Origin of the sequence: Leisingera sp. ANG-Vp, assembly GCF_000813725.1 — a bacterium.
Classification (GTDB): domain Bacteria; phylum Pseudomonadota; class Alphaproteobacteria; order Rhodobacterales; family Rhodobacteraceae; genus Leisingera.
Genome location: NZ_JWLD01000002.1, coordinates 283,976 through 310,400 on the forward strand (window position 1 = coordinate 283,976; position 26,425 = coordinate 310,400).

The 26,425-nt window shown below is 60.2% G+C and carries 24 protein-coding genes; 13 read left to right on the forward strand and 11 right to left on the reverse strand.

Annotated features, from left to right (window positions below):
• Nucleotides 1-244: 244 nt before the first annotated feature.
• Nucleotides 245-3,664, reverse strand: coding sequence for an indolepyruvate ferredoxin oxidoreductase family protein (locus RA20_RS01560; protein ID WP_039123899.1), 3,420 nt, complete (start codon nucleotides 3,662-3,664; stop codon nucleotides 245-247).
• A gap of 170 nt (nucleotides 3,665-3,834) precedes the next feature.
• On the opposite strand from RA20_RS01560, the gene RA20_RS01565 reads away from it, so the two are divergent.
• From RA20_RS01565 to grxD, 7 genes are all read left to right on the forward strand, one after another.
• On the forward strand, nucleotides 3,835-4,740 hold the full coding sequence (locus RA20_RS01565) for a LysR family transcriptional regulator (RefSeq protein WP_039123900.1): 906 nt from the start codon (nucleotides 3,835-3,837) through the stop codon (nucleotides 4,738-4,740).
• Nucleotides 4,741-5,375: 635 nt separating this feature from the next.
• Nucleotides 5,376-7,541 carry a phosphoribosylformylglycinamidine synthase subunit PurL gene (gene purL, locus RA20_RS01570; RefSeq protein ID WP_039123902.1) on the forward strand — a complete coding sequence of 722 codons (2,166 nt, stop codon included), beginning with the start codon at nucleotides 5,376-5,378 and terminating at the stop codon, nucleotides 7,539-7,541.
• A 93-nt stretch (nucleotides 7,542-7,634) separates the two neighbouring features.
• A complete protein-coding gene (locus RA20_RS01575; protein WP_039123904.1) occupies nucleotides 7,635-8,153 on the forward strand; it encodes a hypothetical protein in 519 nt (172 codons plus the stop codon).
• Nucleotides 8,154-8,218: 65 nt separating this feature from the next.
• Nucleotides 8,219-8,455 (forward strand): BolA family protein, encoded by a 237-nt coding sequence (locus tag RA20_RS01580; protein WP_027237713.1) that lies wholly within the window; start codon nucleotides 8,219-8,221, stop codon nucleotides 8,453-8,455.
• A 5-nt stretch (nucleotides 8,456-8,460) separates the two neighbouring features.
• Complete coding sequence (locus RA20_RS01585) at nucleotides 8,461-8,700, forward strand: hypothetical protein (protein ID WP_152618412.1); 240 nt, start codon at nucleotides 8,461-8,463, stop codon at nucleotides 8,698-8,700.
• A gap of 104 nt (nucleotides 8,701-8,804) precedes the next feature.
• A complete protein-coding gene (locus RA20_RS01590) occupies nucleotides 8,805-8,996 on the forward strand; it encodes a hypothetical protein (protein ID WP_241482188.1) in 192 nt (63 codons plus the stop codon).
• Between the two features lie 424 nt (nucleotides 8,997-9,420).
• Nucleotides 9,421-9,783 (forward strand): Grx4 family monothiol glutaredoxin, encoded by a 363-nt coding sequence (gene grxD / locus RA20_RS01595; RefSeq protein ID WP_039123911.1) that lies wholly within the window; start codon nucleotides 9,421-9,423, stop codon nucleotides 9,781-9,783.
• A 76-nt stretch (nucleotides 9,784-9,859) separates the two neighbouring features.
• On the opposite strand, the gene RA20_RS01600 is transcribed toward grxD, so the two are convergent.
• The 4 genes from RA20_RS01600 to RA20_RS01615 form a co-directional block, all read right to left on the reverse strand.
• Entirely contained in the window at nucleotides 9,860-10,750 is an 891-nt protein-coding gene (locus RA20_RS01600; RefSeq protein WP_052248770.1) for a calcium-binding protein, read from the reverse strand.
• A 186-nt stretch (nucleotides 10,751-10,936) separates the two neighbouring features.
• Nucleotides 10,937-11,812 (reverse strand): calcium-binding protein, encoded by an 876-nt coding sequence (locus RA20_RS24510; RefSeq protein WP_052248771.1) that lies wholly within the window; start codon nucleotides 11,810-11,812, stop codon nucleotides 10,937-10,939.
• A 194-nt stretch (nucleotides 11,813-12,006) separates the two neighbouring features.
• Entirely contained in the window at nucleotides 12,007-12,408 is a 402-nt protein-coding gene (locus tag RA20_RS01610) for a cell division protein ZapA (protein ID WP_039123913.1), read from the reverse strand.
• Nucleotides 12,408-13,262, reverse strand: a complete 855-nt coding sequence (locus RA20_RS01615; protein ID WP_039123914.1) for a hypothetical protein — start codon at nucleotides 13,260-13,262, stop codon at nucleotides 12,408-12,410. Before RA20_RS01615 ends, RA20_RS01610 begins: the two co-directional genes overlap by 1 nt.
• A 244-nt stretch (nucleotides 13,263-13,506) precedes the next feature.
• Between RA20_RS01615 and tkt the strand changes: the two genes are divergently transcribed.
• Nucleotides 13,507-15,528 (forward strand): transketolase, encoded by a 2,022-nt coding sequence (tkt, locus tag RA20_RS01620; protein WP_039123916.1) that lies wholly within the window; start codon nucleotides 13,507-13,509, stop codon nucleotides 15,526-15,528.
• A gap of 121 nt (nucleotides 15,529-15,649) precedes the next feature.
• On the opposite strand, the gene RA20_RS01625 is transcribed toward tkt, so the two are convergent.
• Entirely contained in the window at nucleotides 15,650-16,051 is a 402-nt protein-coding gene (locus RA20_RS01625; RefSeq protein WP_152618414.1) for a hypothetical protein, read from the reverse strand.
• Nucleotides 16,052-16,266: 215 nt separating this feature from the next.
• Entirely contained in the window at nucleotides 16,267-17,229 is a 963-nt protein-coding gene (locus tag RA20_RS01630) for a DUF808 domain-containing protein (RefSeq protein ID WP_039123920.1), read from the reverse strand.
• Nucleotides 17,230-17,463: 234 nt separating this feature from the next.
• Between RA20_RS01630 and gap the strand changes: the two genes are divergently transcribed.
• On the forward strand, nucleotides 17,464-18,465 hold the full coding sequence (gap, locus tag RA20_RS01635; protein WP_039123922.1) for a type I glyceraldehyde-3-phosphate dehydrogenase: 1,002 nt from the start codon (nucleotides 17,464-17,466) through the stop codon (nucleotides 18,463-18,465).
• Nucleotides 18,466-18,539: 74 nt separating this feature from the next.
• Nucleotides 18,540-18,683 (forward strand): hypothetical protein, encoded by a 144-nt coding sequence (locus tag RA20_RS25650; RefSeq protein WP_039123924.1) that lies wholly within the window; start codon nucleotides 18,540-18,542, stop codon nucleotides 18,681-18,683.
• A 138-nt stretch (nucleotides 18,684-18,821) separates the two neighbouring features.
• Here the strand turns inward: RA20_RS25650 and coaD are convergent, their stop codons facing one another.
• From coaD to RA20_RS01655, 3 genes are all read right to left on the reverse strand, one after another.
• Nucleotides 18,822-19,322, reverse strand: coding sequence for a pantetheine-phosphate adenylyltransferase (gene coaD / locus RA20_RS01645; RefSeq protein WP_039123926.1), 501 nt, complete (start codon nucleotides 19,320-19,322; stop codon nucleotides 18,822-18,824).
• 95 nt (nucleotides 19,323-19,417) lie between these two features.
• Nucleotides 19,418-19,852: a CBS domain-containing protein gene (locus tag RA20_RS01650; RefSeq protein ID WP_039123928.1), complete on the reverse strand. Its 435-nt coding sequence runs from the start codon at nucleotides 19,850-19,852 to the stop codon at nucleotides 19,418-19,420.
• Between the two features lie 57 nt (nucleotides 19,853-19,909).
• Nucleotides 19,910-20,806 (reverse strand): LysR family transcriptional regulator, encoded by an 897-nt coding sequence (locus RA20_RS01655; RefSeq protein WP_039123930.1) that lies wholly within the window; start codon nucleotides 20,804-20,806, stop codon nucleotides 19,910-19,912.
• Between the two features lie 135 nt (nucleotides 20,807-20,941).
• On the opposite strand from RA20_RS01655, the gene RA20_RS01660 reads away from it, so the two are divergent.
• From RA20_RS01660 to RA20_RS01670, 3 genes are all read left to right on the forward strand, one after another.
• Nucleotides 20,942-22,441: a CoA-acylating methylmalonate-semialdehyde dehydrogenase gene (locus RA20_RS01660; RefSeq protein WP_039123932.1), complete on the forward strand. Its 1,500-nt coding sequence runs from the start codon at nucleotides 20,942-20,944 to the stop codon at nucleotides 22,439-22,441.
• 204 nt (nucleotides 22,442-22,645) lie between these two features.
• Nucleotides 22,646-23,680 (forward strand): fatty acid desaturase, encoded by a 1,035-nt coding sequence (locus RA20_RS01665; protein WP_039123933.1) that lies wholly within the window; start codon nucleotides 22,646-22,648, stop codon nucleotides 23,678-23,680.
• A gap of 146 nt (nucleotides 23,681-23,826) precedes the next feature.
• On the forward strand, nucleotides 23,827-24,429 hold the full coding sequence (locus RA20_RS01670) for a L,D-transpeptidase (RefSeq protein ID WP_039124062.1): 603 nt from the start codon (nucleotides 23,827-23,829) through the stop codon (nucleotides 24,427-24,429).
• 43 nt (nucleotides 24,430-24,472) lie between these two features.
• Here the strand turns inward: RA20_RS01670 and RA20_RS01675 are convergent, their stop codons facing one another.
• Nucleotides 24,473-26,317, reverse strand: a complete 1,845-nt coding sequence (locus RA20_RS01675; RefSeq protein WP_193748751.1) for an O-linked N-acetylglucosamine transferase, SPINDLY family protein — start codon at nucleotides 26,315-26,317, stop codon at nucleotides 24,473-24,475.
• Nucleotides 26,318-26,425: the final 108 nt, after the last annotated feature.

Below are 26,425 nucleotides of genomic sequence, written 5' to 3' on the forward strand. Positions count from 1 at the left end.
ACCGGTCAAGTATGGCCGGGCGCTCATATTGCAACGCGCGCGTAACGCCGGTGTGACAGTTTGGCGCCGGCAAAGGCTGGGGCGCTGCCCCAGACCCCGGGGTATTTTTGACCAGAAAGAAGAAGCAGGACTCCTTCTGCGGCCAGGCGCATCAGCGCCGCGCAATAGCGCGGCGCCGGGCCCAACGGAGAAGGGTCATTCTTTGAATGGCCCTGAGCGGGCGGGAGCGTTGCGTTCCGCCGCCCTATTCAGCCGCTTGCTTCAAAGCCGCACCGCCCTGGCGCAGGGTCGCCAGCAGTTCTTCACGGCGCTTGGCAGCCTTCTGTTCGTTGGCCATCTTGACCGGACCAAAGCCGCGGATTTGCAGCGGAAGTTCGGCCAGGGCGATCAGCGGCTCCATCAGTTCCGGACCTGCCTTCGGCAGCCAGTCCTTCATGTCGCGCTCGTACTGCTTGATCAGCGCCCGCTCCATCTTGCGTTCGGCGGTATAGCCGAAGATGTCGAGCGGCGTGCCGCGCAAGGACTTCAGCTTTGCAAGCAGCCGGAACCCGCGCTCCATGCCTGCGTTGAATTTGCGCTTCTTGGGGCGGCCGTCAGGATCGGTGCCGCCCAGCATCGGCGGCGCCAGGTGATAAGACAGTTTCAGATCACCCTCGAACTCGGCTTCCGCCTTGGCGCGGGTATCCAGCAGCAGGCGGGCCACTTCATATTCGTCCTTGTAAGCCAGCAGTTTGTGATAGCCTTTTGCAACCGCCTCCTTGAGGGCCGGATCGCTTGCGCTGTCAACCAGTTTGCCATAGCGCTTGGCGAGCCCATTGCCCTGGTAGGCAATCAGATGGTCACGGCGGAAGTCGATCTTCTCCTGCAGGGACTTCGGCTTTTCGACAACTTTCGGCTGGCTGAGCTTCCGGGCTTCTTCGGGGTAGAGCACCGCCCAGCGGCCGATGTCGAAGGCGCGTTTGTTGCGCTCTACCGCAGCGCCGTTCAGCTCGATCGCTTGTTCAATGGCCTCATGGCTGACCGGGACAAGCCCCTTTTGCCAAGCAGCGCCAAACACCATCATGTTTGAAAAGATCGAGTCGCCCATCGCAGCGCGCGCCAGTTCAGAGGCGTCAAACAGGTCCAGCCGGTCCCGCAGGCGGGCCTGCAAGGCCACCTCCAGCCGGTCGGCGGGCACCTTGAACTCGGTGTTCTTGGTGAATTCGCCGGTGATGATCTCATGGCTGTTCACCACGGCGCCGGTTTGACCGGTGGTTGTCAGACCAAGAGTCTTGGAGCCTGCACTCACCACCAGGTCGCCGCCGATCAGCGCATGGGCCTCGCCCGTGGCAACACGGATCGCCGAAATGTCTTCAGGAACGTTGGCAATCCGGCAGTGGATGTGCACGGCGCCGCCTTTTTGGGCAAGGCCGGCCATTTCCATCAGCCCGGCACCTTTACCGTCGATCTGGGCTGCCTGTGCCAGTACCGCGCCAATAGTCACCACGCCGGTGCCTCCGACGCCGGTGATCACCACATTATGAGTGCCGTTGATATCCGGCAGTTCCGGCATCGGCAATTGCGGAAGGTCGATGTCCGCGGTGGCTTCCTTGCGGATTTTGGCACCTTCTACCGTCACAAACGACGGGCAGAACCCGTTGACGCAAGAGAAGTCCTTGTTGCACGACGATTGATCAATGGCACGTTTGCGGCCAAGTTCGGTTTCCTTGGGCACAATCGAGACGCAGTTCGACTGCACGCCGCAATCGCCGCAGCCTTCGCAGACGTCGGTGTTGATGAACACCCGCTGGTCCGGATCCGGGAACAGGCCACGCTTGCGGCGGCGGCGTTTCTCGGCGGCGCAGGTCTGAATGTAGATGATGGCGGAGACGCCCTCGACGTTCTCGAACTCGCGCTGGATCTTCATCATCTCGGCGCGCTCATGCATCCGCATGCCTGCCGGGAACAGATCGGAGTCCACGTCCTCCTTCTCGTCATAGACCACGGCCATGGTCTTTACACCCATCGCCTTCAGCTCATGCGCGATCTGATGGGCAGTCAGCCCCCCTTCGGCCTGCTGGCCGCCGGTCATGGCAACGGCGTCATTGTAAAGGATCTTGTAAGTGATGTTGGTGCCTTCAGCGAGCGCGGCTCTGATTGCCTGCACGCCGGAGTGGTTGTAGGTGCCATCGCCCAGGTTCTGGAACACATGCTTGCGTGTCGAGAACGGCGCTTCGCCGACCCAGTTGACGCCCTCGCCGCCCATATGGGTGAACCCCACTGTCTCGCGGTCCATCCATTGCACCATGAAGTGGCAGCCGATGCCCGCATAGGCGCGCGATCCATCGGGCAGACGGGTAGAGGAATTGTGCGGGCACCCCGAGCAGAAGTAAGGCAGCCGGGTGGCGATTTCCTCGGCATTGTCGGCGCGGCGTGCTTCCGCCAGGCCTTCCAGCCCGGCCCGTATCGCTTCGGTATCGCGGCCTTCCTCAATCAGAATACCGCCCAGCTTCTCGGCGATCATGATCGGGTCCAGCGCATATTTTGTCGGGAACAGCTCCTCCCGGTGCAACGCGCCTGCCCCGCCCTTGTACCAGCCGTAAACCCGGCGGCCGCGGCGGTCGTCAAAAATCGCTTCCTTGATCTGGATCTCGATAAGCTTGCGCTTTTCCTCGACCACAACAATCAGGTCCAGCCCCTCGGCCCAGTCGTGGAAGCCTTTCATGTCCATCGGGAAAGTCTGGCCCACTTTATAAGTGGTAATGCCCAGCCGCTCGGCCATGTTTTCATCAATGTTCAGCAGCTTTAGCGCATGCACCAGATCCAGCCAGTTCTTGCCTGCCGCGACAAAGCCGATCTTGGCCCCGGGCTTGCCCCACACGCGCTTGTCCATCTTGTTGGCGTGGCTGAAAGCCTCTGCCGCAAAGCGCTTGTAGTCGATGATGCGGTTTTCCTGGCGGAAGCGGTCATCATCCAGACGGATGTTCAGCCCGTCGGCGGGCATGTCGAAGTCCGGAGTGACGATTTCCATCCGCTCGGGCCGGGAATCCACGACCGAGGTCACCTCGATGGTGTCCTTCATGGTCTTGAGCCCCACCCACAGGCCGGAGAAGCGGCTGAGAGCGTAGCCGTAGATACCGTAGTCCAGGATCTCCTGCACACCGGCGGGGCTGACGATCGGCAGATAGCAGTCCAGCAGCGACCATTCCGACTGGTGCAGCACGGTGGAGCTTTCGCCGGTGTGATCATCGCCCATTGCCAGCAGAACGCCGCCATGTTTCGAGGTCCCGGCCATATTGGCATGCCGTATCGCATCGCCCGAGCGGTCCACGCCCGGCCCCTTGCCATACCACAAGCCAAATACACCGTCGTATTTGCCCTCGCCGCGCACTTCGGCCTGCTGTGCTCCCCACAGGGCGGTGACAGCGAGGTCTTCGTTCAACCCGTACTGAAAGGTGACATTGGCCTCTGTGAGCTGCTTCTCGGCCCGGCTCATTTGCAGATCCACCGCACCCAGCGGCGAGCCGCGGTAGCCGGTGACCAGCCCTGCGGTGTTCAGTCCAGCCGCGGCATCACGGTGCTTCTGCATCAGCATCAGACGCACCAGCGCCTGAGTGCCGTTCAGCAGCACTGGCGACTTTTCGAGGTCGTATTTGTCGTTGAGCGAGATCTCTTGCGTGCCCATCCGGTCCTCCTCAACCTTGGATTAGCTTGCCTAACTGCTCTCGATATTAGGTCAGAATTGCTGACCTGTGTAGGGTTCTTTTTTCACATTTTTGCTCGCTTGCATCGCGAAAACTGATACATAACTAAGATTTCATACAGTCAGCCCGTAACGGACAGAAAGTAACGCAAATGGATTGGGATAAGCTCAGAATATTTCACGCAGTCGCGGATGCGGGCAGCCTGACCCATGCCGGAGACAAGCTGAATCTGTCTCAATCGGCGGTCAGCCGCCAGATCAGAGCCCTGGAGGAAAGCCTGAATGCGACGCTTTTCCACCGCCATGCGCGCGGACTGATTCTCACCGAACAGGGCGAGCTGCTGTTTGACGCCACTCAATCCATGTCCAGCCGCCTGGAAGCGGCCGCGGCACGCATCCGCGACAGCGAGGAGGAAGTGTTCGGTGAACTGCGTGTGACCACCACGGTTGGTTTCGGCACCCTGTGGCTCGCACCGCGGCTTACTAAACTGTATGAACAGTATCCCAACCTGAAGATCGACCTGATGCTGGAAGAACGGGTCCTGGACCTGCCCATGCGCGAGGCCGATGTCGCAATCCGGATGAAGGAACCCAGCCAGGCTGACCTGGTGCGCAAGCGGCTGATGACGGTGCGAATGGGGCTTTACGCTTCTCCTGCCTATATTGAGGAGCGCGGCACCTTGGAAACGGTGGCCGACATCTCCGAACACCGGCTGATCTGCCAGAACCAGCGGTCTGCCCAGGTTGGCTCTGCCGCGGTGCTCGGCAAGGCTTTGATGGCAAACAACCCGGGCTCTCTGCTAACCGTGAATAACTACTTTGGGGTGCTGCAGGGGGTGCTGCATGACCTCGGTGTCGGCATTCTGCCGGACTATGTGACCGAAGAGTTCCCGGAACTGGTTGAAGTGCTGCCGCCGGAAGACCAGAACCAGGTCCCGGTTTACCTTGCCTACCCTGAGGAGCTGCGCCACTCGCAGCGAGTTGGTGCTTTCCGCGACTTTGTGCAGTCCGAAATCATGGCGCACCGCAAACATATGAAAGAGCTCGGCAAACTCTAAGCGCTAACACCTTTGAATGGAGCTGTTTTTCTGCTGCGATGCAGAATCCGGCCTGGATTTCGTTGCGCCAAACCAATGCCCCGCTTCAAGCCATGCAACGAACGCATACCAGCTTTGATGTTCATTTGGCGTTAATCCCCTTGAAGGGGCAGGCCCGGCGCCCTAAATGATCCTCATGAAGGCGGCGGCTTCGCCCCCCTTCATACCTCCCTGTTGGACTTCGGCCGAGCTTAGTGCTCGGCCTTTTTTTTGGCAGTTAACCTGCTGACCTTACTTGGTTTATTTCATACGCTGCCTGTGCCGGCACCGGCAGACGCTTTAGCTTTGCAAAGCAGGCTGGCACGGCGCCGGGTCCCTGGACCTGTATAATCAGGCAAGAATTCCCTGGTCATTGAAAAAAATCTTTTGGCGCTGGGCAACTTTCGCATTGCTTGTATTTTGCGCCGCCTCCCTGCGGCCTGCCGCGAATTGCATCACTTTGAAAAGCCTGTAACTTCAGCCGGCCGCCTATCCCCCCGGCTGCGGCGCAAAGACGCCTTGTGCCAGAACTGATCCGGATTCCTTTAATTCCACTTCCCCCGCGCCCTTCCTTGCCCTAAAAGGCGCGCAATCGCAGCCATTGGGGACGTTTACGGATGCAGGAACCCGCCATCACGCCTGAACTGATTGCCAGCCACGGGCTGAAGCCCGAGGAATACGATCTGATCCTCGAAATTATCGGGCGGGAGCCGACCTTCACCGAGCTGGGCATCTTCTCGGCAATGTGGAACGAGCACTGCTCCTACAAATCCTCCAAAAAATGGCTGCGCACCCTGCCGACCGACGGCCCTCAGGTTATTTGCGGCCCCGGAGAAAACGCAGGCATCGTGGACATCGGAGACGGCGACGCTGTGGTCTTCAAAATGGAAAGCCACAACCACCCCTCTTACATCGAGCCCTACCAGGGCGCGGCAACCGGGGTTGGCGGCATTCTGCGCGACGTATTCACCATGGGCGCGCGCCCCATCGCCTCGATGAACTCGCTGTCCTTCGGCGAAACCTCCCACCCCAAGACCCGCCAGCTGGTCAACGGCGTGGTTGAAGGCATCGGCGGCTACGGCAACTGCTTCGGCGTGCCTTGTGCCGGCGGCGAAGTTCGCTTCCACCCGGCCTACAACGGCAACTGCCTGGTAAACGCATTCGCTGCAGGCCTGGCCAAGACCGACGGCATCTTCTATTCCGCCGCCTCGGGCGTTGGCATGCCGGTGGTCTACCTCGGCGCCAAGACCGGCCGGGACGGCGTTGGCGGCGCCACCATGGCATCTGCGGAATTCGACGACACCATCGAGGAAAAGCGCCCCACCGTTCAGGTTGGCGATCCCTTCACCGAAAAACGCCTGATGGAAGCCACGCTGGAGCTGATGCAGACCGGCGCGGTGATCTCGATCCAGGACATGGGCGCGGCTGGCCTCACCTGCTCGGCCGTGGAAATGGGCGACAAGGGCAAGCTGGGTGTGCGCCTGGACCTGGAAAACGTGCCGCAGCGCGAAGAGAACATGACAGCCTATGAAATGATGCTGTCGGAGTCTCAGGAACGCATGCTGATGGTGCTGAAGCCAGAGCTGGAAGCCGAAGCCCGCGCCGTGTTTGAGAAGTGGGACCTGGATTTCGCCATCGTCGGCGAGACCATCGCAGAAGACCGCTTCCTGATCATGCACAACGGCGAAGTGAAGGCGGACCTGGTTCTGTCCAAACTTTCCTCGACCGCACCGGAATATGACCGCCCCTGGAATGAGCCGGTCATCCCCGAAGCACTGACCGACGCCGACGTGCCGACCATCGACCCGATTGATGGCCTGAAGGCGCTGCTGTCCTCGCCGAACTATGCCGGCAAGCAGTGGGTTTACGAACAGTACGACACCACTGTCATGGGCGACACCCAGCGCCGTCCGGGTGCAGGTTCCGGCCTGATCCGCGTGCATGGCACCGACAAGAAGCTGGCCTTCACCTCCGACGTGACCCCGCGCTACGTCAAGGCGAACCCGGTTGAGGGCGGCAAGCAGGCAGTGGCCGAAGCCTACCGCAACCTGACCGCCGTTGGCGCCAAGCCCCTGGCAACCACCGACAACCTGAACTTCGGCAACCCCGAGAAGCCCGAGATCATGGGCCAGTTCGTCGGCGCCATCAAAGGCATTGGCGAGGCCGTGGCCGCTCTGGATATGCCGATCGTTTCCGGCAACGTGTCGCTGTACAACGAGACCGACGGCCAGGCGATCCTGCCGACCCCGACGATCGGTGCCGTTGGCCTGGTGGCTGCAGATGAGGAGCCGATCATCGGCGAAGCCCGCGACGGCCATGTGGCCCTGCTGGTGGGTGAAACCATCGGCCACCTGGGCCAGTCCGCCCTGCTGGCTGAAGTCTTCAACCGCGAAGACGGCGATGCCCCGGCGGTCGATCTGGCAGCCGAGAAGCGCAATGGCGAATTCATCCGCGCCAACCGCGATTTCATCAAGGCCTGTACCGACCTTGGCGATGGCGGCCTGGCACTGGCTGCGTTCGAGATGGCCGAAGAAGCCGGCGTCGGCGTGCAAATCGACGCGGGCGATACCCAGACCGTGTTCGGTGAAGACCAGGCGCGTTACCTGATTGCCTGCAACTTCGATCAGGCCGAAGCGCTGATGCTGGCCGCGGGCCAGGCCGGTGTGCCGCTGGTCTCCGTGGGCAAATTCGGCGGCGACAGCGTCAAAATCGGCGGCTCCGAAGCGCCGCTGGCTGAGCTGAAGGAGATCTTCCGCTCCAGTTTTGCGGCAGCTGTCGCCTGACGCGCTGCCTTTACAAGGCGCTGAGGCAATCACATGCTCAAGGGCGGGATGGCACTGTCATCCCGCCTTTTCTTTTGACCAGGGGACCGGCCCTTGCACCTTCCAGACCTGAAAGAAGATTGCAGCCGCTGCGCAGCCCTGTGCTGCCTGGCCTACCCGTTTGCGCCGCATGAAGACTTCGGGCTGGCCAAAGCGCAGGACACGCCCTGCCCCAACCTTTGCAAGGATTTCCGCTGCAGCATCCACACTGATTTGGCGGCAAAAGGGTTTGGCGGCTGCGTCGCCTATTCCTGCGCAGGTGCCGGCCAGAGGGTGACGCAAGAGCTGTTTGACGGCGACACCTGGCGTGACGATCCTGATCTGCTGACCCATATGACTTACGCCCTGCGGGTGCTGCGCCCGATCCATGAGGCGCTGCTGGTTCTCCAGGAGGTTTCAGCCCTGCAACTGCCTGCCGGGCTGCAGGCCCGGCGCCGGGAACTGACGCAGGCGCTTTGCCCGGAAGACCCCGATTCAGTCTGGGACTTTGAGGAAGACAGCGTGCAGGACGCGCTCGCCGCAGTTCCGGATTTCGTCGAAAACATCGCGCCTTTTGCGCAAGGCCGCAGCTAATCCTGCTTGCACAGCAACCGGCGCCAACCTACATTTTTACCAAACGAGATAAAGGACTTCCCCGGATGCCCATGCAAGCCCACGAGATTGAAGAACTGCTGCGCGAAGCCTTCCCGGACGCCGAAATCCAGGTCGGCGGCACCGATGGCGTGCATATGTCGGCGATGGTCGTCGACGAAAGCTTCCGCGGCAAGAACCGCGTCCAGCAGCAGCGCGCCGTCTATGCCGCGCTGAAAGGCAAGATGGACGGCCCCGACGGCGAACTGCACGCGCTGGCGCTGACAACGAAGGCTCCGGAGTGATCTGAATGTCTTCTGGCTGGTGGCTCATGATCGGCCTTTTGGGTCTCGCTGCAGGTATCTATGCCGTTGATACGCAGTTGAAGAAACGAAGCCGCAAGCGCCCTTTGTCGCAAAGCCAGCCAGACTACGAATACCACCCCCTGACGCCTGACCGTGATTTGGGTTTGGAAGCGGTCGACTTACGAAAGGTGGACCGCGTAAACAAAGAGAATGAGCGGCTTGAGAAACTGAACGGTAAAAGATGAACGGACCTGACCGTGCACGTCACGCGCTGGAGCTGACCAGCAAGGCGCCGGAATAGACCAGGATGTCACTATTCTCCTCCATTCTGGTGATTGGAATTGTGATCATGACCGCTGTTGTAGCGGTCGTGTCCCAGCGCCGCCGCCCGCTGGAGGAGGATGACGAAGACCCTAATTACCACACGCTGCGCTCTGACTACCAGTCAGGGATGGGCGGCGGTTCCGTCCGCACCTGGAAAGTCCCAAAGGATCCGCAGGAATATGCTCGTTTCTTTGTACCAAAGAAAACAAGAAAGTAGCCAAGATCATGTTTAGGCCGGAACGCCTTGCCGGTACGCTCTGTCCATCGGAGCTCTATCCATACTCGGGCGGCTGCTTTGGTTACTGAGATTTTCTTTTGGATTGTGTGCGGCGGGCTGCTTTTGTGGTTTGGAGTAGTGCTGTCAGCTCTGCTGTTTTTAAAGCGCAAGGACCCTCCGAAACCCCCTGACCTGCCATTTGTATCATTGGATGGAAAGCACCCCGAGTTGGAAGCCGAACTGGAACTGGAGAAGCAGGAACGCATGAATGACATGACTGCGCGCACTATTGGAAAGTTCTTGAACCGGTTCTAAAGACAACCTTCTTTGCTCTTGCCCTGCCAGCAGGGCTTACTTTCCTGAAGTTTCTCCCCTATATCCGAACAAACCGCGAGCGGCGGCAACGCCAAGAGGAAATGGATAAATGACCGACGTAAAGACCCGCATCGACGAAACCGTCAAAGCCAGCGACGTTGTGCTGTTCATGAAAGGCACCAAGGAAATGCCCCAGTGCGGCTTCTCCTCGCGCGTGGCGGCAGTTCTGAACTACATCGCTGTGGACTACACTGATGTTAACGTTCTGGCCGACGAAGAAATCCGCCAGGGTATCAAGGAATACTCCGACTGGCCGACCATCCCGCAGCTTTATGTGAAGGGTGAGTTCGTCGGCGGCTGCGACATCATCACCGAGATGACTCTGTCGGGCGAGCTGGACGGCATGTTCGACGAAAACGGCATCGCCTTCAACAAGGACGCCGCCGACAAGATCCGCGAAGCGAACGGCTGAACAAGTCTCTTCAGAGGTTAATAGAAGCCCCGTCGCGTCTCTTTGACGTGGCGGGGCTTTTTGTTCTTGGCTCCGATCAGATGTACCGCCCAACCACCAGATAGTCGTTGCTGAAAGTATCACCGGCACCCAGCAGGCGGGCAATGACTTCGCCGCGCTCCAGAATCAGCGCATCTCCGGTTTCATCGTCTCTTTCGACGGTATAGTCGCTGCGGACCGGGGTTATCTCGTTGCCGTTTCCGTCATCGATGATGATCTGAACCCCATCCTCGCCAAAGGTGTAGTCCTCGATGATGATGACTCCATCTCCTTCCTGGCCCGCAACCAGCTCGAACTCATCAGATCCCGCACCGCCATTGCCGGTGTCGCCTTTGCCTAGCGCAAGGTAATCGTTCCCGTCACCCCCGATCAGCGTATCCGCACCGTCAGCAGCGGTGGACACAAACACATCCGTCACCGGGGCCGGGTTTTCTTCATCCCGGAACCGGGCAACCTCCTCCGCTGTCAGATCCCGGCTCAGGTTCACCCCGTTCAGTTCGTCATCGCCCAGACCGCCGCTCAGGTAGTCGGCGCCATTGCCGCCGTACAAGACGTCGTTCCGGCCGCCGCCTTCCAGCACATCGGCGCCTTCACCGCCAAACAGCACATCAATGCCATCGCCGCCGTTCAGAGTGTCATCTCCGCCCTCGCCATAGGCAATGTCATGAAAGCCGCCGCCTTCAACGCTGTCGTCCCCGGAACCGGCATAGATCACATCCTTGCCCGCACCTGCGTTCACGGTGTCATCTCCAGCACCTGCGTTTACCGTGTCAAAGCCAGCGCCGGCGTCGATCAAGTCGTCCAGCGATCCGAATGTGAGGTCGTCGGAAGAATCCGTGGGTTCAGTGTTCAGCGCGTCGTCACTGTCTCCGCCGCTGATCGCCAGGCCCGCTACAGCCAAAGTTCCCAGCACAATTACTGCGATCATCAGATTTCCCTCAAATACAACTAAAGAATTATTAACTCTGGTATAACGGTTCTTTTCCCGGGTCCAGCGATCGCACCGGCCTGCTGTGCCGGCCGGTTGCAATACACCGTTCAGGCATTGGAAAAAATTACCCGGCAGGCAGGCCATGCCAGTCTGCACATGTCAGAAATAACGGTCGCGAAGGTCTTATGCTCCGGAGGTGAACTCAAGCTGCTCAAGCCCGAAACTGCCGCCCGCGCCGGTCAAGCGTGCAACGAGGGTTCCATCGTCGAAAATCAGCGCATCACCGCTGCCGTCTTCCTGTTCGACAATGAACCCGCCAGTGTCCGCACCCGCAATCCGAATACTGTCTGTTCCGGCCTCATAGTCTTCGATAGCAATGACGTCTGGGCTGCCCCCCTCCAAGTGCAGCTCAAAGACATCGCGTCCGGTGCCGCCATTGCCCGAATCCCCGGCGCCCAAAGCAAGGTAGTCATGGCCGTCACCGCCAATTAGGGTGTCAGCTTCTTCATCCGCTGTCAGAGTAAAGATATTCTCCGCAGTCTCCTCATCTTCCCGCAGCAGCCTAAGAGTGTCTACGTCCGGTTCGGGCAGCACATTAACGCCAAAGATATTGTCATTGCCGCGCCCACCTTCCAACAGGTCTGAGCCGGCATCGCCGGAGATCACATCGTCCCAATCGCCGCCCAGTACGGTATCGTCGCCGCTTCCGCCCAGCAGAATATCCTTGCCGCCTTCGCCTTCCAGCAGGTCATCACCCTCGCCGCCAAGCAGGATGTCGTGAAACTCACCGCCAGCCAGCTGGTCATGACCAGCTTCGCCAAGCAGGACATCCTTGCCAAGACCGCCCGCAACGGTATCGTCGCCAGCGCCTGCCGCAACCTGATCATTGCCGCGCCCGGCATCGATGCTGTCGTCTTCCCCGCCCAGTTGCAGGCGGTCGGAATTGTCGGTTGGTTCGGTGTCCGGAATGTCCTCTTCCGGCTGAGGGACATCGAAGTCAAAGCTGCTCATGGAGGCTCCGCCCACCACCAGCACTGCCAGGATCATTGCTTCCAACATTCTGCCGCTCCGCTGCCTCAGGTCTTCTGCCTGCACAGCGAAAGTACTTCAAATTGTTCGCAATCACGAGCCTAGCCAAACCGCGGCCCCCGAAAAACAGTGTTTCCGGAGCTTCGCGCAAAGGTCTGAAAACGGACAGATTTTTGCCGTATTCGTTTTCCAGAAGATCTGAAAAAGGCACGGCCGCAACCTGGTTACTCGGCGGGCTGCAGTTTCTCCTCAAGCTCCTGGGCCAGGGCTTCGCTGCGAGTTGCCAGCGCGGCAAGTGTTTCCGCCACCTGCGGCGGCACCACCGGCACTTCAACCCGCTCCGGCTCAGGTGCAGGCGCATCGCGCAGCTCAGCCAGTTCCTTCTCGCGCTCGGCAAGCTCGGCCTCAACTTCCTTGATCCGGTCCTCGACGGCTGCGGTTTTGTCCGCCAGCATCAGCCCGGCCATCAGCAGCATCCGCGCTTCGGGCATCCGTCCGATCTGGTCGGACAGCACCTGCGCCTCATCGTCCAGCATCTTGGCAGCCGAGTGCAGGTAGCTTTCTTCGCCCTCCTGGCAAGAGACCTCAAAACCTCGGCCGCCGATATGAATGGTCACTTCGGGCATCAGACTTCCTCCCCTTCCGGCAGGTTGCGCGCATTGGCCAAAAGGGGCTCAAGCTTGGCAAGCACAGCGTTCACCTGGGCCTGATCGCTGGCCTGGGCCGCGCGCAGCCCTTCAATCTCGGCTTCCATAGACGCATTGATCAGCCCGGCATCGCCGAGGCTTTGCGCATTGGCGTCGCGCAGGGCTGTATTCGAGGCCCGCAGGTCTTCATTTGCCTGACGCAGCTGCTGCAACTCGGTATCCAGCCGCAGCAGGGCATCGTTCTGGCGCTCAATCTCAGCGCTCAAATCCTGGCCAGGAGCCGGATCAGCAGGGGCTGAAGCACCGTCCTGAGTTTCGTCGAGCTGGTACTTCAGGCTGTCGCAGGCCGCTTTGGCTTCCGACAGCTGGTCTTCCAGCGCTTCTTTTTCACTAGCGGCTGTATTGGCCGCCGCTTCCAGTTCGCCTTTCAAGCGCGCTACTTCAGCCCGCAGCGCTTCCTTCTCAGCGGGATCGCCCGCTTCGTTGCGCAGCAGCTCAAGCTCTGCCTGCATCGCCGCGACATCCTCGCTGGGTGCGGGCGCCTGGCCGCCGGCCTCTTGGAGGCGGGCGTGCAGCACTTTCACCCGTTCTTCCAGCTGGGCATTGGCGAGCTTTTCCTCTTCCAGCGCCTGCTCGACCTCAGCATTGGCCGCCCCCGCAGCGGCGGCTTCAGCCGCCTTGGCAGCCTCTGCGGCAGATTCTTCGGCCTTGGCGGCGGCTTCCTCTGCTTTGGCCTGGTCTGCAGCACGCGCCTCCTGCAGCGCGGCAGAGCCTGCACTGATACGCTCCAGCGCGGCCTGGATGCGGCCTTGCAACTCTTCAATCTGGTTCATGCCTGTCCCTCACCCGTCCACATCTTTTCCATATTCTCTCCGGTGCGCCTGCGAATCGAACGCAACACCGCTGACATGGGCCAGTTCTTCTCTCACAGGAATAAATCACCCCCCTTTGCGTTTCAACCACTTGCCGCGCCAAGTTCGCGCAGCAAGGCAGACATGCGCGCAAGCATGCTTGATCTTTGCGGCATCGCTGTTATTGAGCGGATCAAATGACTGTTAACGCCAAAGGACGATCCAAGTGGACCTGACAGCCCTGCGCACCGCAAACCCCGAGCATTGGAACAAAGCCGCCGCCATTCGTGCGCTGGCGCTGGACGCCGTTGCCGCCGCAAACTCCGGGCACACCGGCATGCCGATCGGCATGGCAGATGTGGCGACCGTGCTGTTCGAAAAGCACCTCAAATTTGATGCATCGAACCCGCAGTGGCCGGACCGCGACCGTTTCATTCTGTCGGCGGGCCACGGCTCGATGCTGATTTACTCGCTGCTGTATCTCACCGGCGACAAGCAGGTCACCCTGGACCAGATCAAGAACTTCCGCCAGTCCGGCGCGCTGACTGCAGGCCACCCGGAGAACTTCCTGCTGGACGCGGTTGAAGTCACCACCGGCCCGCTGGGCCAGGGCATCTCCAACGCCGTCGGCTTTGCCATGGCTGAGGAAATGCAGCGCGCTCATTACGGCAAAAAGGTCGTGGATCACCACACCTATGTGATCGCAGGCGATGGCTGCCTTATGGAAGGCATCAGCCAGGAAGCCATCGGCCTCGCAGGCCGCCATAGCCTCGGCAAGCTGATTGTCTTCTGGGACAACAACAACATCACCATCGACGGCACGGTTGAACTGTCCGACCGCACCAACCAGGTGCAGCGCTTCAAGGCGTCGGGCTGGCAGGTGCTGGAAATCGACGGCCACGACCCCAAGGCCATCGACGAGGCCATCGAGGCGGCGAAGAAATCCAAAAAGCCGTCGATGATCGCCTGCAAAACCCATATCGCCCTGGGCCACGCCGCACAGGATACCTCCAAAGGCCACGGCGCGCTGACCGACGCAGGCCAGCTGCAGGCGGCCAAGGACGCCTATGGCTGGACCGGCGGCGCGTTTGAGGTGCCGGCTGAGATCAAATCCCAGTGGGAAGAGATCGGCTCCCGCGGCAAGTCCGAGCGCGAAGCCTGGGAGGCCCGCTTTGCCGAGCTGTCGCAGCAGAAGCAGGACCGGTTCAACCGCGCCTACAACCTGGATGCGCCCAAGAAACTGTCCGCTGCCATCAAGGCGCTGAAAAAGCAGGTAAGCGAAGAGCAGCCCAAGGTTGCCACCCGCAAATCCTCGGAAATGGCGCTGGCCGTCATCAACCCGCTGATGCCTGAAACCGTGGGCGGCTCCGCCGACCTCACCGGCTCCAACAACACCAAGACCGGCGACCTGGGCGTCTTTGACACCGACAACCGCAAGGGCCGCTATGTCTACTGGGGCATCCGCGAGCACGGCATGGCCGCGGCGATGAACGGCATGGCGCTGCACGGCGGCATGCGCCCCTATGGCGGCACCTTTTTCTGCTTCACCGACTACGCCCGCCCGGCGATGCGCCTGGCCGCGCTGTCGAAGATCCCGTCGGTGTTCGTGATGACCCACGACTCGATCGGCGTTGGCGAAGACGGCCCGACCCACCAGCCGGTGGAGCACCTGGCGATCTGCCGCGCGACCCCGAACACCTATGTGTTCCGCCCGGCTGACACCGTGGAAACCGCCGAGGCCTGGGAAATCGCCCTGACCTCCAAGGACACCCCCTCGGTGATGACCCTGACCCGTCAGAACCTGCCGACCGTCCGGACCGAGCACAAGCTGACCAACATGGTCGAAAAAGGCGCCTATGTGCTGGCCGAGGCCGAGAACAAGCGCCAGGTGATCCTGATCGCCACCGGCTCTGAGGTCTCCGTCGCGATGGAAGCCAAGGCCAAGCTGGAAGCCGAAGGCATCGGCACCCGCGTTGTTTCCATGCCCTGCATGGAGCTGTTTGCAGCGCAGGACGAAGCCTACCGCCGCAAGGTCCTGCCCGCAGGCCCGGTCCGCGTCGGCATCGAGGCAGCCGTCCGCGACGGCGGCTGGGACCGCTGGCTTCTGGGCGAGCGCGGCCAGGACAAGAAGGCTGGCTTCGTCGGCATGGACCGCTTCGGCGCCTCCGCCCCTGCAGGCGAGCTGTTCGTACGCTTCGGCATCACCGCCGAGGGCACAGTGGCGAAGGTCAAAGAGCTGCTGGGTTGATTGCTCAGCTAGCAGCTACAGTCTTTGGGGCATCCAACAGGATGCCCCTTTCCTTTTCCGCCTCAAAAAACTGCGTTACAGGTCTAGCGCCCGCCAGGCCCATCGATTGAGCCGTTGCGCATCAACCGTCACTGGCACCCCCCTTTTTACCCCTGGCAATTGAAGGTTCGCCCGGTTCGCAGTGACGAAAGGCCTCAATCTCCTGACCATCGCGCTCTACAAGCTCATCCTCTGTCATGAGGCTGAAAATCAAGTGGCCAAGGCACCGTTGATCAAACTCGCTAAAGTACGGCCCATCGATCAGCAAAAGACGGAAATCGTCGTTCCCTTCTAAGACGTACTTGAGTTCAACAATTGCCTTTTCTTCTGGAAAGGGTTCACTCCGGTCTAGCTGGAAAAAGTCAAAAAGCGGGAATGCGTGAACGTTTTCCATCCCATCGAGCACTGCAAAAAAATAGTCGTAGTCATCGGCCAACTCTGATTGAAATTCAAAGTCAATCAGCTGACCGGTGTCCTGTGCCACGATTTCTTCCCGTGCCGTGACAGAGAGATTCCACGAGTCAAAACGGATTTTCTGAGTGTCAGCAAATGCTCCAGAGCCAGCAAACGTAAGTAAGCCCACAGCAATCCTGCTCAATACTCTTCGGGAACTCATTTCTTGACCACCTTCTGAAATTGACCGGATCCAAAGCAAATTTCTTAATGTTTCAGCACCCTTAAACAACCATCAGCTTGGCTTTACTTCTTCCCGGAGGCCGACGCAATCACCGGCCCGATCACCTTGGTCGCCAGCGGGATCAGCACCAGCCCCCAGGCAACGCCGAACACCCCGTCCATTGCGGCCTTGGCGGTCCACTCGGCAAAACCGGTCCAGCCCGCGGGAACCGCGTGGCCAATGGCATAGGCCCAGTCATGAATGAGGTGGCCCAGCCAGCCAAAGCCCAGCACTTCCAGCCCGTGGATGATGATGGAGCCGCCGACCCACAGCATCGCAGCGGTGCCAACCACCGACAGGATCCACATCAGAACCGGCATGAACTTGACCAGCCCGCGGCCCAGCCCCCGGCCGACCGGCGTCGGCGCGTTGTTCGTCAGGTACAGGCCCACGTCGTCCATCTTCACGATCAAAGCCACCGAGCCATAGACGGCGACGGTCACCCCGATGGCCACCACCGCCAGCGTTGCCGCCTGCATCCAGACATTCGGCGCCTCGATGGCGGCAAGCGCAATGGTCATGATCTCTGCCGACAGGATGAAATCGGTCTTGATAGCCCCCTTGATTTTCTGCTCTTCGAGGTGGCCCGGGTCCTTGACGCTCATATCCTCTTCGATGGCGTGGCTCGCGTGCGGGAACAGCACGTGGAAGACCTTTTCAGCGCCCTCGAAGCACAGGTATGACCCGCCCAGCATCAACAGCGGCGTGATCAGCCAGGGGGCAAAGTTCGCCAGCAGCATGGCGACCGGCAGCAAAAGGATCAGCTTGTTGAACAGCGACCCGCGGGTAATGCGCCAGATAATCGGCAGCTCACGCGCGGGCGCAAAGCCCTGCACGTATTTCGGGGTCACCGCTGCATCGTCGATGATCACACCCGCAGTCTTGGCCCCGGCCTTGCCTGCCGCCGCCGCCACGTCGTCAATCGACGCCGCCGCCACCTTGGCGATCCCCGCCACATCATCCAGAAGCGCCAGCAAACCGCTCATGCCAATTCCCTCAATCTCTGCCCGCGTTTACCCGGCAATCTGCCTGCTTCCGCGCCGGGGCACAAGCGTTAGCGCCAGCGGCAATTTTCCGTTAACGCCACCGGCGGCAGCCGTTACCGCCACCAGCGACATTTTGCGCTAACAGTTTCATTTAATGCCGCTTTTACCCCTTTAGACCACATCCGCCCCGGTCTATATGGCGGCCAAAGGTTTTGCTCGCTTGGAGACGTACTCATGACCATCAAAGTCGGGATCAACGGTTTTGGCCGCATCGGCCGCTGCACCCTGTCGCACATTGCCGCTTCGGGCCGCGACGACATCGAAGTGATCAAGGTGAACGCCACCGGTCCGCTGGACACCGCTGCGCATCTGATCAAATACGATTCCGTGCATGGCCGTTTCCCCGGCGACGTCACCATCGGCGAAGGCACCATGAACCTGGGCCGCGGCGACATGCAGATGTTCTCGACCTACGACATGGGTGAGCTGGACTGGGACGGCTGCGACGTGGTTCTGGAATGCACCGGCAAGTTCAACGACGGTGAGAAAGCCAAAGCGCACCTGGAGCGCGGCGCCAAGAAAGTGCTGCTGTCCGCCCCTGGCAAGAATGTCGACAAGACCATCGTCTACGGCGTTAACGATGACCAGTTGGAAGCCGGCGACACCATGATCTCCAACGGCTCCTGCACCACCAACTGCCTGGCGCCGCTGGCCAAAGTGCTGGACGAGGCCTTTGGCATCGAGCACGGCATCATGACCACCATCCACGCCTACACCGGCGACCAGCCGACCCTGGACCGCCGCCACAAGGACCTGTACCGCGCCCGCGCAGCTGCAATGTCGATGATCCCGACCTCGACCGGCGCCGCCAAAGCCCTGGGTGAAGTGCTGCCGAACCTGAAGGGCCGCCTGGACGGGTCCGCCATCCGCGTGCCGACCCCGAATGTCTCCGCCGTGGACCTGACCTTCCGCGCCGGCCGCGACGTGACCGCCGAGCAGATCAACGCGGCCGTCAAGGAAGCCGCCGAAGGCCCGATGAAGGGTGTCTTGGGCTTTGAGCCGGCGCCGCTGGTCTCCACCGACTTCAACCACACCCCGGAAAGCTCGATCTTTGCGCCGGACCAGACCCGCGTGGTTGAGGACCGCATGGTGCGCGTGCTGGCCTGGTACGACAACGAATGGGGCTTCTCGGTTCGTATGGCCGATGTCGCCGTTGCGATGGGCAAGCTGGGCTAAACGCCCAATTGTTCTTGAGAATTCGCGCCCGCTCAGGTTATCTGGGCGGGCGTTTTCTTTGCGGCGGAGCTTTCATGACCAACCGGATTGCCATTTTCCTGGGCCTGTTCCTGGTTGCCGCTGCCGCTATTGATATCGCTCTGTTCGGCAATGAGCACATGATCTTCCTCGGCAAGAAGTTCTTTGCGCTGATTGACTGGGTCGCCTTCTGGCGCTGACACCGCCATCGTTTCCGGAGCCGCTGGCCTCAAGCCCTGTTGCCTGCCTTCGGCCGGTACTTACACGCAACCCGCCGGCAAAAGCACAAAGCCAGGCAATTAGCCCGGCTTTGCCAGTCTCCAAATCTGCAAAAGATCTCAGGCGGTTTTGCCCAACCGGTCCAGCAGGCGGTCTTTGACCAGCGGGGTCACGAATTTCGACACATCCCCGTCCAGCCGGGCGATTTCCTTGACCAGCTTCGACGCAATCGCCTGATGCCGCGCCTCCGCCATCAGGAATACCGTCTCCACCGAACTGTCCAGCGCCCGGTTCATGCCAACCATCTGGAATTCATACTCGAAATCCGCAACCGCGCGCAAACCGCGCACAATGATCTGAGCGCCGACGTCACGGGCACAATCGATCAGCAGATTCTCAAAGGGATGCGCCACAATCTCGGTGCCGGTCTCGGCGCTGAGCTTGGCGCATTCCGCCTCGATCATCTCAACCCGTTCTTCCAGATTGAACAACGGCCCCTTGTCACGGTTGATCGCGACGCCGATGACCAGCTTGTCCACCAGCGCACTGGCGCGGCGGATGATGTCGATGTGCCCGATGGTGATCGGGTCGAAGGTGCCGGGATACAGACCCACACGCATGGGCGGCCTCCTGCCTTGTCAGAATTTCTGCACACGCAAACACATCTGGTGCTGCGAATGCAAGAGGGCAGAAATACGGAGCCTGCCCCTGCGGCTCAGTGCCCCATGATCATGTCCTGCAGCGCGTCCTTCTCCATTGCCACTTGCGCCAGCTGCGCCTTCACGGCATCGCCAAGTGTAACGATTCCAACAAGTTTTCCGTCTTCGACCACTGGCATGTGGCGGAAACGCCCGTCTGTCATCTGTTTCAGGATGTCCCCGACATTCGACTGGCTCGTGCAGGTGACAAGCTCGCGCGTCATATAGCCGCTGACCGGCTGATCCAGGCAGCCGGACCCTGCCTTGGCCAGTTCCCGGACGATGTCGCGTTCGGACAGGATTCCGTCCGGATACTCGCCGTCTGCAGAAACCACCACGGTGCCAAAACGGTTGTCAGACATCACTTTTGCAGCCTCGGACACGCTCGCAGTCAGTTTGACGGTGACAACCTCGGAGCTGGCCTTTGACTTCAAAATCTCTTGAACAAGCATTCTGCGCACACCTCCGTAATATTATTGCGTAATTCCGAGGTTTGCCGCAATGCAGCTTTAAGTCAAGGCTTCCAATCGGGCCACCTCGTCGCGGATGCCTTTGGACAGCGCCTGCGCAAAGCGGTTGAGCCGTTCACTGCGCTGGTCGCCCTGATGGCGCACCAGGTGGAAGCTGCGGGTCAGGCTCACCTTTTCGGTCAGGATTTTGCGCAGCATGCGGTGCGCCGGCAGGCTGAAATCATGCGCAACGCACAGAGCCGTGCCTTGCGCCGCCATCTTGATCTGGACCGACACGGAATTTGACGCCAGTGCAACTCTCTCAATGCCAATGTCATTGAGGTAATCCAGTTCCTTGTCGAAAATCATGTCGGGGATATAGCCGATCATCCTGTGGCCGCTGAGGTCCTCAAGCTTTTCGATTGGCGGGTGTTTCTTCAAGTAATGCCGCGAGCCGACCAGATGCAGCTTGTAGTCGCAGATTTTCTGCACCAGCAGCTTGCCGGCCGTGGGCGCACTGACGGTAACGGCCATATCCGCTTCCCGGCGGCTCAGATTGATGACCCTCGGCAGCGCAACGATCTGGATATCCAAATCGGGATTTTCCTCGGCGATCTGGACGCAGACCTGCGGCAGAATGTAGTTGGCGCTGCCGTCCGGCGCGCCAATCCTGATCTGGCCGGACAAGGTATCGCTGGGTCCGGTCAGCGCCTCGGTGCCTGCGCGCATCGCTTGTTCTGCGGCCTCGGCATGGACCAGCAAACGGTCGCCGGCTGCACTCAGCGCATAGCCTTGCGGGGATTTCACAAACAGCGGAGTTTCCAAAGCGGCCTCGAACCGGGCAATTCTGCGGCCCACGGTGGCAGGGTCCATTTTCAGGATGCGCCCTGCCCCTGACAGGCTGGCCTCCCGCGCCACCGCCAAAAACACTTTCATATCATCCCACTGCGGATCCATTGCGCCGGTTCCTCCGTGCCCGTATTAACGCTGCGTTAACCTTTTGCGTTCCTGCAAAGCCTCTTTGAAATCTTTCCTCTTTTCCGATGTTTTTTGCAAGCCTAGGATTGCGGCAAAGGAAAACAGGAGGAACCGATGCAAGAACTCGGCCACTTTATCAACGGCAAGCTCTCCGCCGGCACGTCCGGCCGCTTTGACGACGTCTACAATCCTGCAACAGGTGAAGTTCAGGCGAAACTGGCCATGGCCAGCGCCGATGAAACCGCCGCGATCATCGAACAGGCGGCGGCAGCGCAGCCCGCATGGGCGGCAACCAACCCGCAGAAACGCGCCCGCGTGATGATGAAAATGGTCGCGCTGATGAACCGCGACATGGACAAACTGGCCGAGGCCCTGTCCCGCGAGCACGGCAAGACTATCCCCGACGCCAAGGGCGACCTGCAGCGCGGCCTGGAAGTGATCGAATACTGCGTCGGTGCACCGCAGATGCTGAAGGGCGAGTTCACCGACTCCGCGGGCCCCGGCATCGACATGTTCTCCATGCGCCAGGCGCTGGGTGTTGTCGGCTCCATCATGCCGTTCAACTTCCCCGCCATGATGCCGCTGTGGCACGTCGGCCCGGCGCTGGCCTGCGGCAACGCCGTGGTGCTGAAGCCGTCCGAGCGCGATCCGTCCGTGCCGCTGATGCTGGCCGAGCTGTTTGTTGAGGCAGGCCTGCCCGAAGGCGTGTTCCAGGTTGTGAACGGCGACAAGGAAGCGGTCGACACCATCCTGGACAGCGAGATCATTCAGGGCGTGTCCTTCGTGGGCTCCACCCCGATTGCCCAGTACATCTACTCCCGCGCCACCGCCAACGGCAAGCGCGCCCAGTGCTTCGGCGGCGCCAAGAACCACATGATCGTGATGCCCGATGCGGATCTGGATCAGGCAGCAGACGCGCTGGTCGGCGCAGGCTACGGCGCGGCAGGCGAACGCTGCATGGCGATCTCGGTTGCGGTTCCGGTCGGTGAAGAAACCGCCGACAAGCTGATCGAGAAGCTGATCCCGCGCATCGAAAAGCTGAAAGTCGGCCCCTACACCGCAGGCGACGACGTCGACCTGGGCCCGGTTGTAACTGCAGCCGCCAAGGACCGTATCCTGGGCCTGATCCAGTCCGGTGTCGATCAGGGCGCGGAACTGGTTGTCGACAACCGCGACTTCTCCCTGCAGGGCTATGAAGACGGCTTCTTTGTCGGCCCGCACCTGTTTGACCGTGTCACCACCGACATGGACATCTACAAGCAGGAAATCTTCGGCCCGGTTCTGTCCACCGTCCGCGCCGGCTCCTATGAAGAAGCGCTGAAACTGGCGATGGATCATGAGTACGGCAATGGCACCGCGATCTTCACCCGTGATGGCGACACTGCGCGCGACTTCGCCAGCCGTGTGAACATCGGTATGGTCGGCATCAACGTCCCGATCCCGGTGCCGCTGGCCTACCACACCTTCGGCGGCTGGAAGAAGTCCATGTTCGGCGATCTGAACCAGCACGGCCCGGACAGCTTCAAGTTCTACACCCGCACCAAGACCGTGACCTCGCGCTGGCCCTCGGGCATCAAGGAAGGCGGCGAGTTCAACTTCAAAGCTATGGACTAAGCTTCTGCTTTTAAATCGCTTTCAAAGGCCCCGGATTTCCGGGGCCTTTCTTGTTTTTCTCTGTTCGACCAGGAAGCCCCCGCAATCAGGCACGACGTGAACCCGCAACTGTGAAGGATTAAACCTGTTTGCGGCAAAATTTCCCTTGCTCTGCCCGGCTGGTAGTCTATCCGGTCAGCACCACTCAAGAACAACGGCAGGCGCATGAGCAGCACCCAGATTCCCGACCGGCCCGGTTCGGCCGCAAAGACAGCACGTGATTGGGTCAAGGTGCTGGCCCACTACCGGGAACCGGATCATCGGCGAAGTGCGTTCGAACTGGCTGTAACTGTTGTACCCTTCCTGGCGCTCTGGGCGCTGGCCTGGTGGTCGCTCTCTGTCAGCTATTGGCTGACACTCGCTATTTCGGTGGCAATCGCAGCCTTTCTGCTGCGCCTGTTCACCATCCAGCATGATTGCGGCCATGGTTCCTTCTTCCGCAACCGCCATGTGAGCGACTGGGTCGGACGGATCATCGGCGTGCTGACACTTACACCCTACGACGTCTGGCGCCGCACCCACTCGATCCACCACAGCACCCATGGCAACCTGGGCAAGCGCGGCATGGGCGACATCCACACCATGACGGTGGCGGAGTACCGGGCGGAAAGCCGCTGGGGGCGGCTGATGTACCGTCTTTACCGCCACCCGGTGACGCTGTTCGGTATTGGCCCCGGCTATCTGTTTTTCCTGCAGAACCGCATTCCTTACGGCCTGATGGACCAGTCCCGCTACTGGATCAGCGCAATGGGCACAAACGCAACAATCATCGCAGCTCTGGCAGCTATCTGGTACTTTGGCGGGCTGATGCCAATTCTGCTCATTTTCGTGCCTGCCACGCTGATCGCTGCAACCGCCGGCCTGTGGCTGTTTTACGTGCAGCATCAGTTTGAAACCACACAGTGGGAGCAGGAAGAGGACTGGCAGCTGCATGACTCCGCTCTGCATGGCAGCTCCCACTATGTGCTGCCGCCGGTGCTGCAATGGCTCAGCGCCAATATCGGCATTCACCACGTGCATCACCTTTACAGCCGCATTCCCTTCTACAGGTTGCCGCAAGTGCTGCGGGATCATGCAGAATTGGCCGAAGGCAACCGGATGACCATCCGCGAGAGCCTGGCCAATGCGCGGCTGCACCTGTGGGACGAAGACAGCAAGCGGCTGCTGTCCTTCGCCCAGGCCCGCCAGCTTTATGGCTGAAACCTGCCCGGCGCAGCGGCGGGAACCTGCCGCCCGCGCCGACACAAGTTTGTGAGGCGGGTCAAATCCGCTATTGGGCCCCTATGAAAACCCGTGTGCTTGCTTATCTTGCTGCCGAGTTTTCGAGCAGCCCGGCAGAGGACAAGATGACCAAACACCGCATAACCCGCCGCGCCGCCCTGACCGGGCTTGGCGCAACCCTGGCCACACCTGCGCTCTTGCGCGCCCAGTCCACCGACGCGTTTCCGCAAAGTGAACCGGCCATCCGCGAAGAAGTGCCGGTGCAGCGCAACATCTCTGCTTTTGCCCAGCAGGACTGGCGGGTTCATTTCGATGAGCTGGGGGTCGGCTGCCTGCTGGCGGACATCAACTCCCGCGCGCTGCATTACTGGGGCGGTGACGGAGAGACCTACCGGCTGTTCCCCTCCTCGGTGCCGATGACCGAAGAGCTGACCAAGCGCGGCTATACCAAGGTTGTCCGCAAGCGCGAGAATCCAAGCTGGACCCCGACCGCTTCCATGCGCGAACGCGACCCCACTCTGCCGCAGCGCATAGAAGGCGGCGTCCCCGGCAATCCGCTGGGCACACGCGCGATGTATCTCGATTGGCCTGCCTACTTGGTGCATGGCACCCATGACACCCGAAAAATCGGGCGGCAAAGCTCTTCCGGCTGCATCGGCCTCTACAACCAGCATGTCGAAGAACTTTATGACATGGTGCAGATCGGAACCCAGGTCAGGCTGCTTTAGAAACTGAGCAGCTTGCACCGCTGTTCATCCGCGGCGAGTCGGGTTAGAGCTGAATATGATCTGGCGGCAGCCCGTCTGCAAAGCGGTGCACTGCGGTTTCAATACCTCTTTCCAAGTCTTTGCAGAACTGCCTGGAATTGAACAAATCGCTGTCAGCAAGGCCAGTGGCAATTTTCTCGCGGATGGCCGTCAGCTCGACCGGGTTCTGCGCCAGCCGCAGCGCCAAAGCCGCATATTCCTCGTCGCTGCTTGCAACAAGTTCCGGAACCCCGGCGGCGGTCAGGATGCTGCCGGCCACTCTTGCTGCGAACTGGCGGCCGAGTTTGGTAACCACCGGCACGCCGGCCAAAAGGGAATCGCTGGCTGTCGTATGGGCATTGACTGCAAAGGTATCCAGGAAAAGATCCGCCAGTTGGTGCCGCGCCAGATGCGCCCCTTGCGGCAGTCTGCGGGCGAAAATCACCCGGTCACCGCTGATGCCTCGTTTCTCCGCTTCTACTCTTAGGTTGGCTTCAGCCTCCTTGTGCCCGGCGAAGCACCACAGCACGCTGTCCGGCACCTGCCGGAGAAGGTCCATCCAGATATCAAACTCCCGGGGAGAAATCTTATAGCTGTTGTTGAAGGAGCAAAAAACAAACGCGTCCTCCGGCAGCCCGGCCTCGGCCCGCGTGACGGGCGGGAAAGCCTTGATCCTGCTGCGGTCATTTATCTGGTAGCAATAGGGCATATTCAGCGTCTTTTCAGAGTAGGCGTCCCGGAATTCCGGAGGGATCACCACCGGGTCAGCAACAATGTAATCCATTGCCGGCATACCGACGGTCCCAGGAAATCCCAGGAAAGACATTTGCACTGGGGCTGCGCGAACTGCAAAAATTCCTGCCCGCCCGTCCTGGGTGTAGCCCTTTAAATCCACCGCAACGTCAATCTGATCTTCGCGGGCCAGCATGGCAATTGCCCGGTCGTTCATTAAAGATACATTCCGGTATTCATCGGCTGCCTGAACCGCCCGCTTGTGCAGGTCGTCCTGTTTGGCGGCGCCGTAATCATACAGATAGATGCTAAATTTCTCGCGGTCGTGGAGTTCAAACAATTGGCCAATCAACAGCATCGTTGCGTGATTGAAGAAATCACAAGAGAAATAGCCGATCCGGATTTTGCCATCTTGCCGGGCTGGCAGGGAGGAAACCGGTTCCTCTTTTAGCAGCCTGTGCCGTTCGCGGGCAAAGCGCTGCGCAGCAAGCAGCTGAAACGCCGGATCATCAGCGACTGGCAGAAGTGCAAAGGGATTCACATCCAAGTTTGTCGCGCGCAACGTCTTAACGTCTTTGCTTCGCTGGGAGAACCGGCTCCAATCCGCCATATGCGCGTCAGTATGCATCAGCTTGTCCAACGCAATGGCACATTCGGGATCGCACTCCAGAGCGGTCAGAAAGAAAACTCTCGCATCTGAAATCCGGTTTCCGCGCAAGAAGATCAAGCCGAGCTCTACGTAGGGTTTGGGGTTTTCAGGTTCTAGTTTGACCGCTGAGCCGAATTGTTGAACGGCTTCATCAATCTTTCCCATCCTGTCCAGCAGGTGGGCAAAGGCCATCCGCCCGGCAAAGTGCTTAGGAGCAAGATCGACTGCTTTAGACAAAGCCTTAAAAGCTGCTTCGTAATCTCTCGAAAGAATGCTTTTCTTGCCAGCTAAAACCAGATTTTCTATCGCGGCTTCCAAATCCTTGCTGCTCTGCCCGCCTGCTGATAGGCCCGTTTTGGACAGCTTCCCCTTGCTCCAAGCTGCTGGACCCCTCCACTGCATGCTTTGCACAGATGCGCCTTGAGGCTTCAAAGGCAGGGCCGTTGCGGCTTTGCTGGTTCTGAGCGGAAATTGCGGGCGGCTTGTCATAGTCTTCCTGTTCCCGGGGTCAAAGCAATCATCTCCTCTCATCTTGGCATGATGCTGTTGAATTTCCGTTTAAATGACATCACCTGCCGCATTGCTGCACGCCGGCTT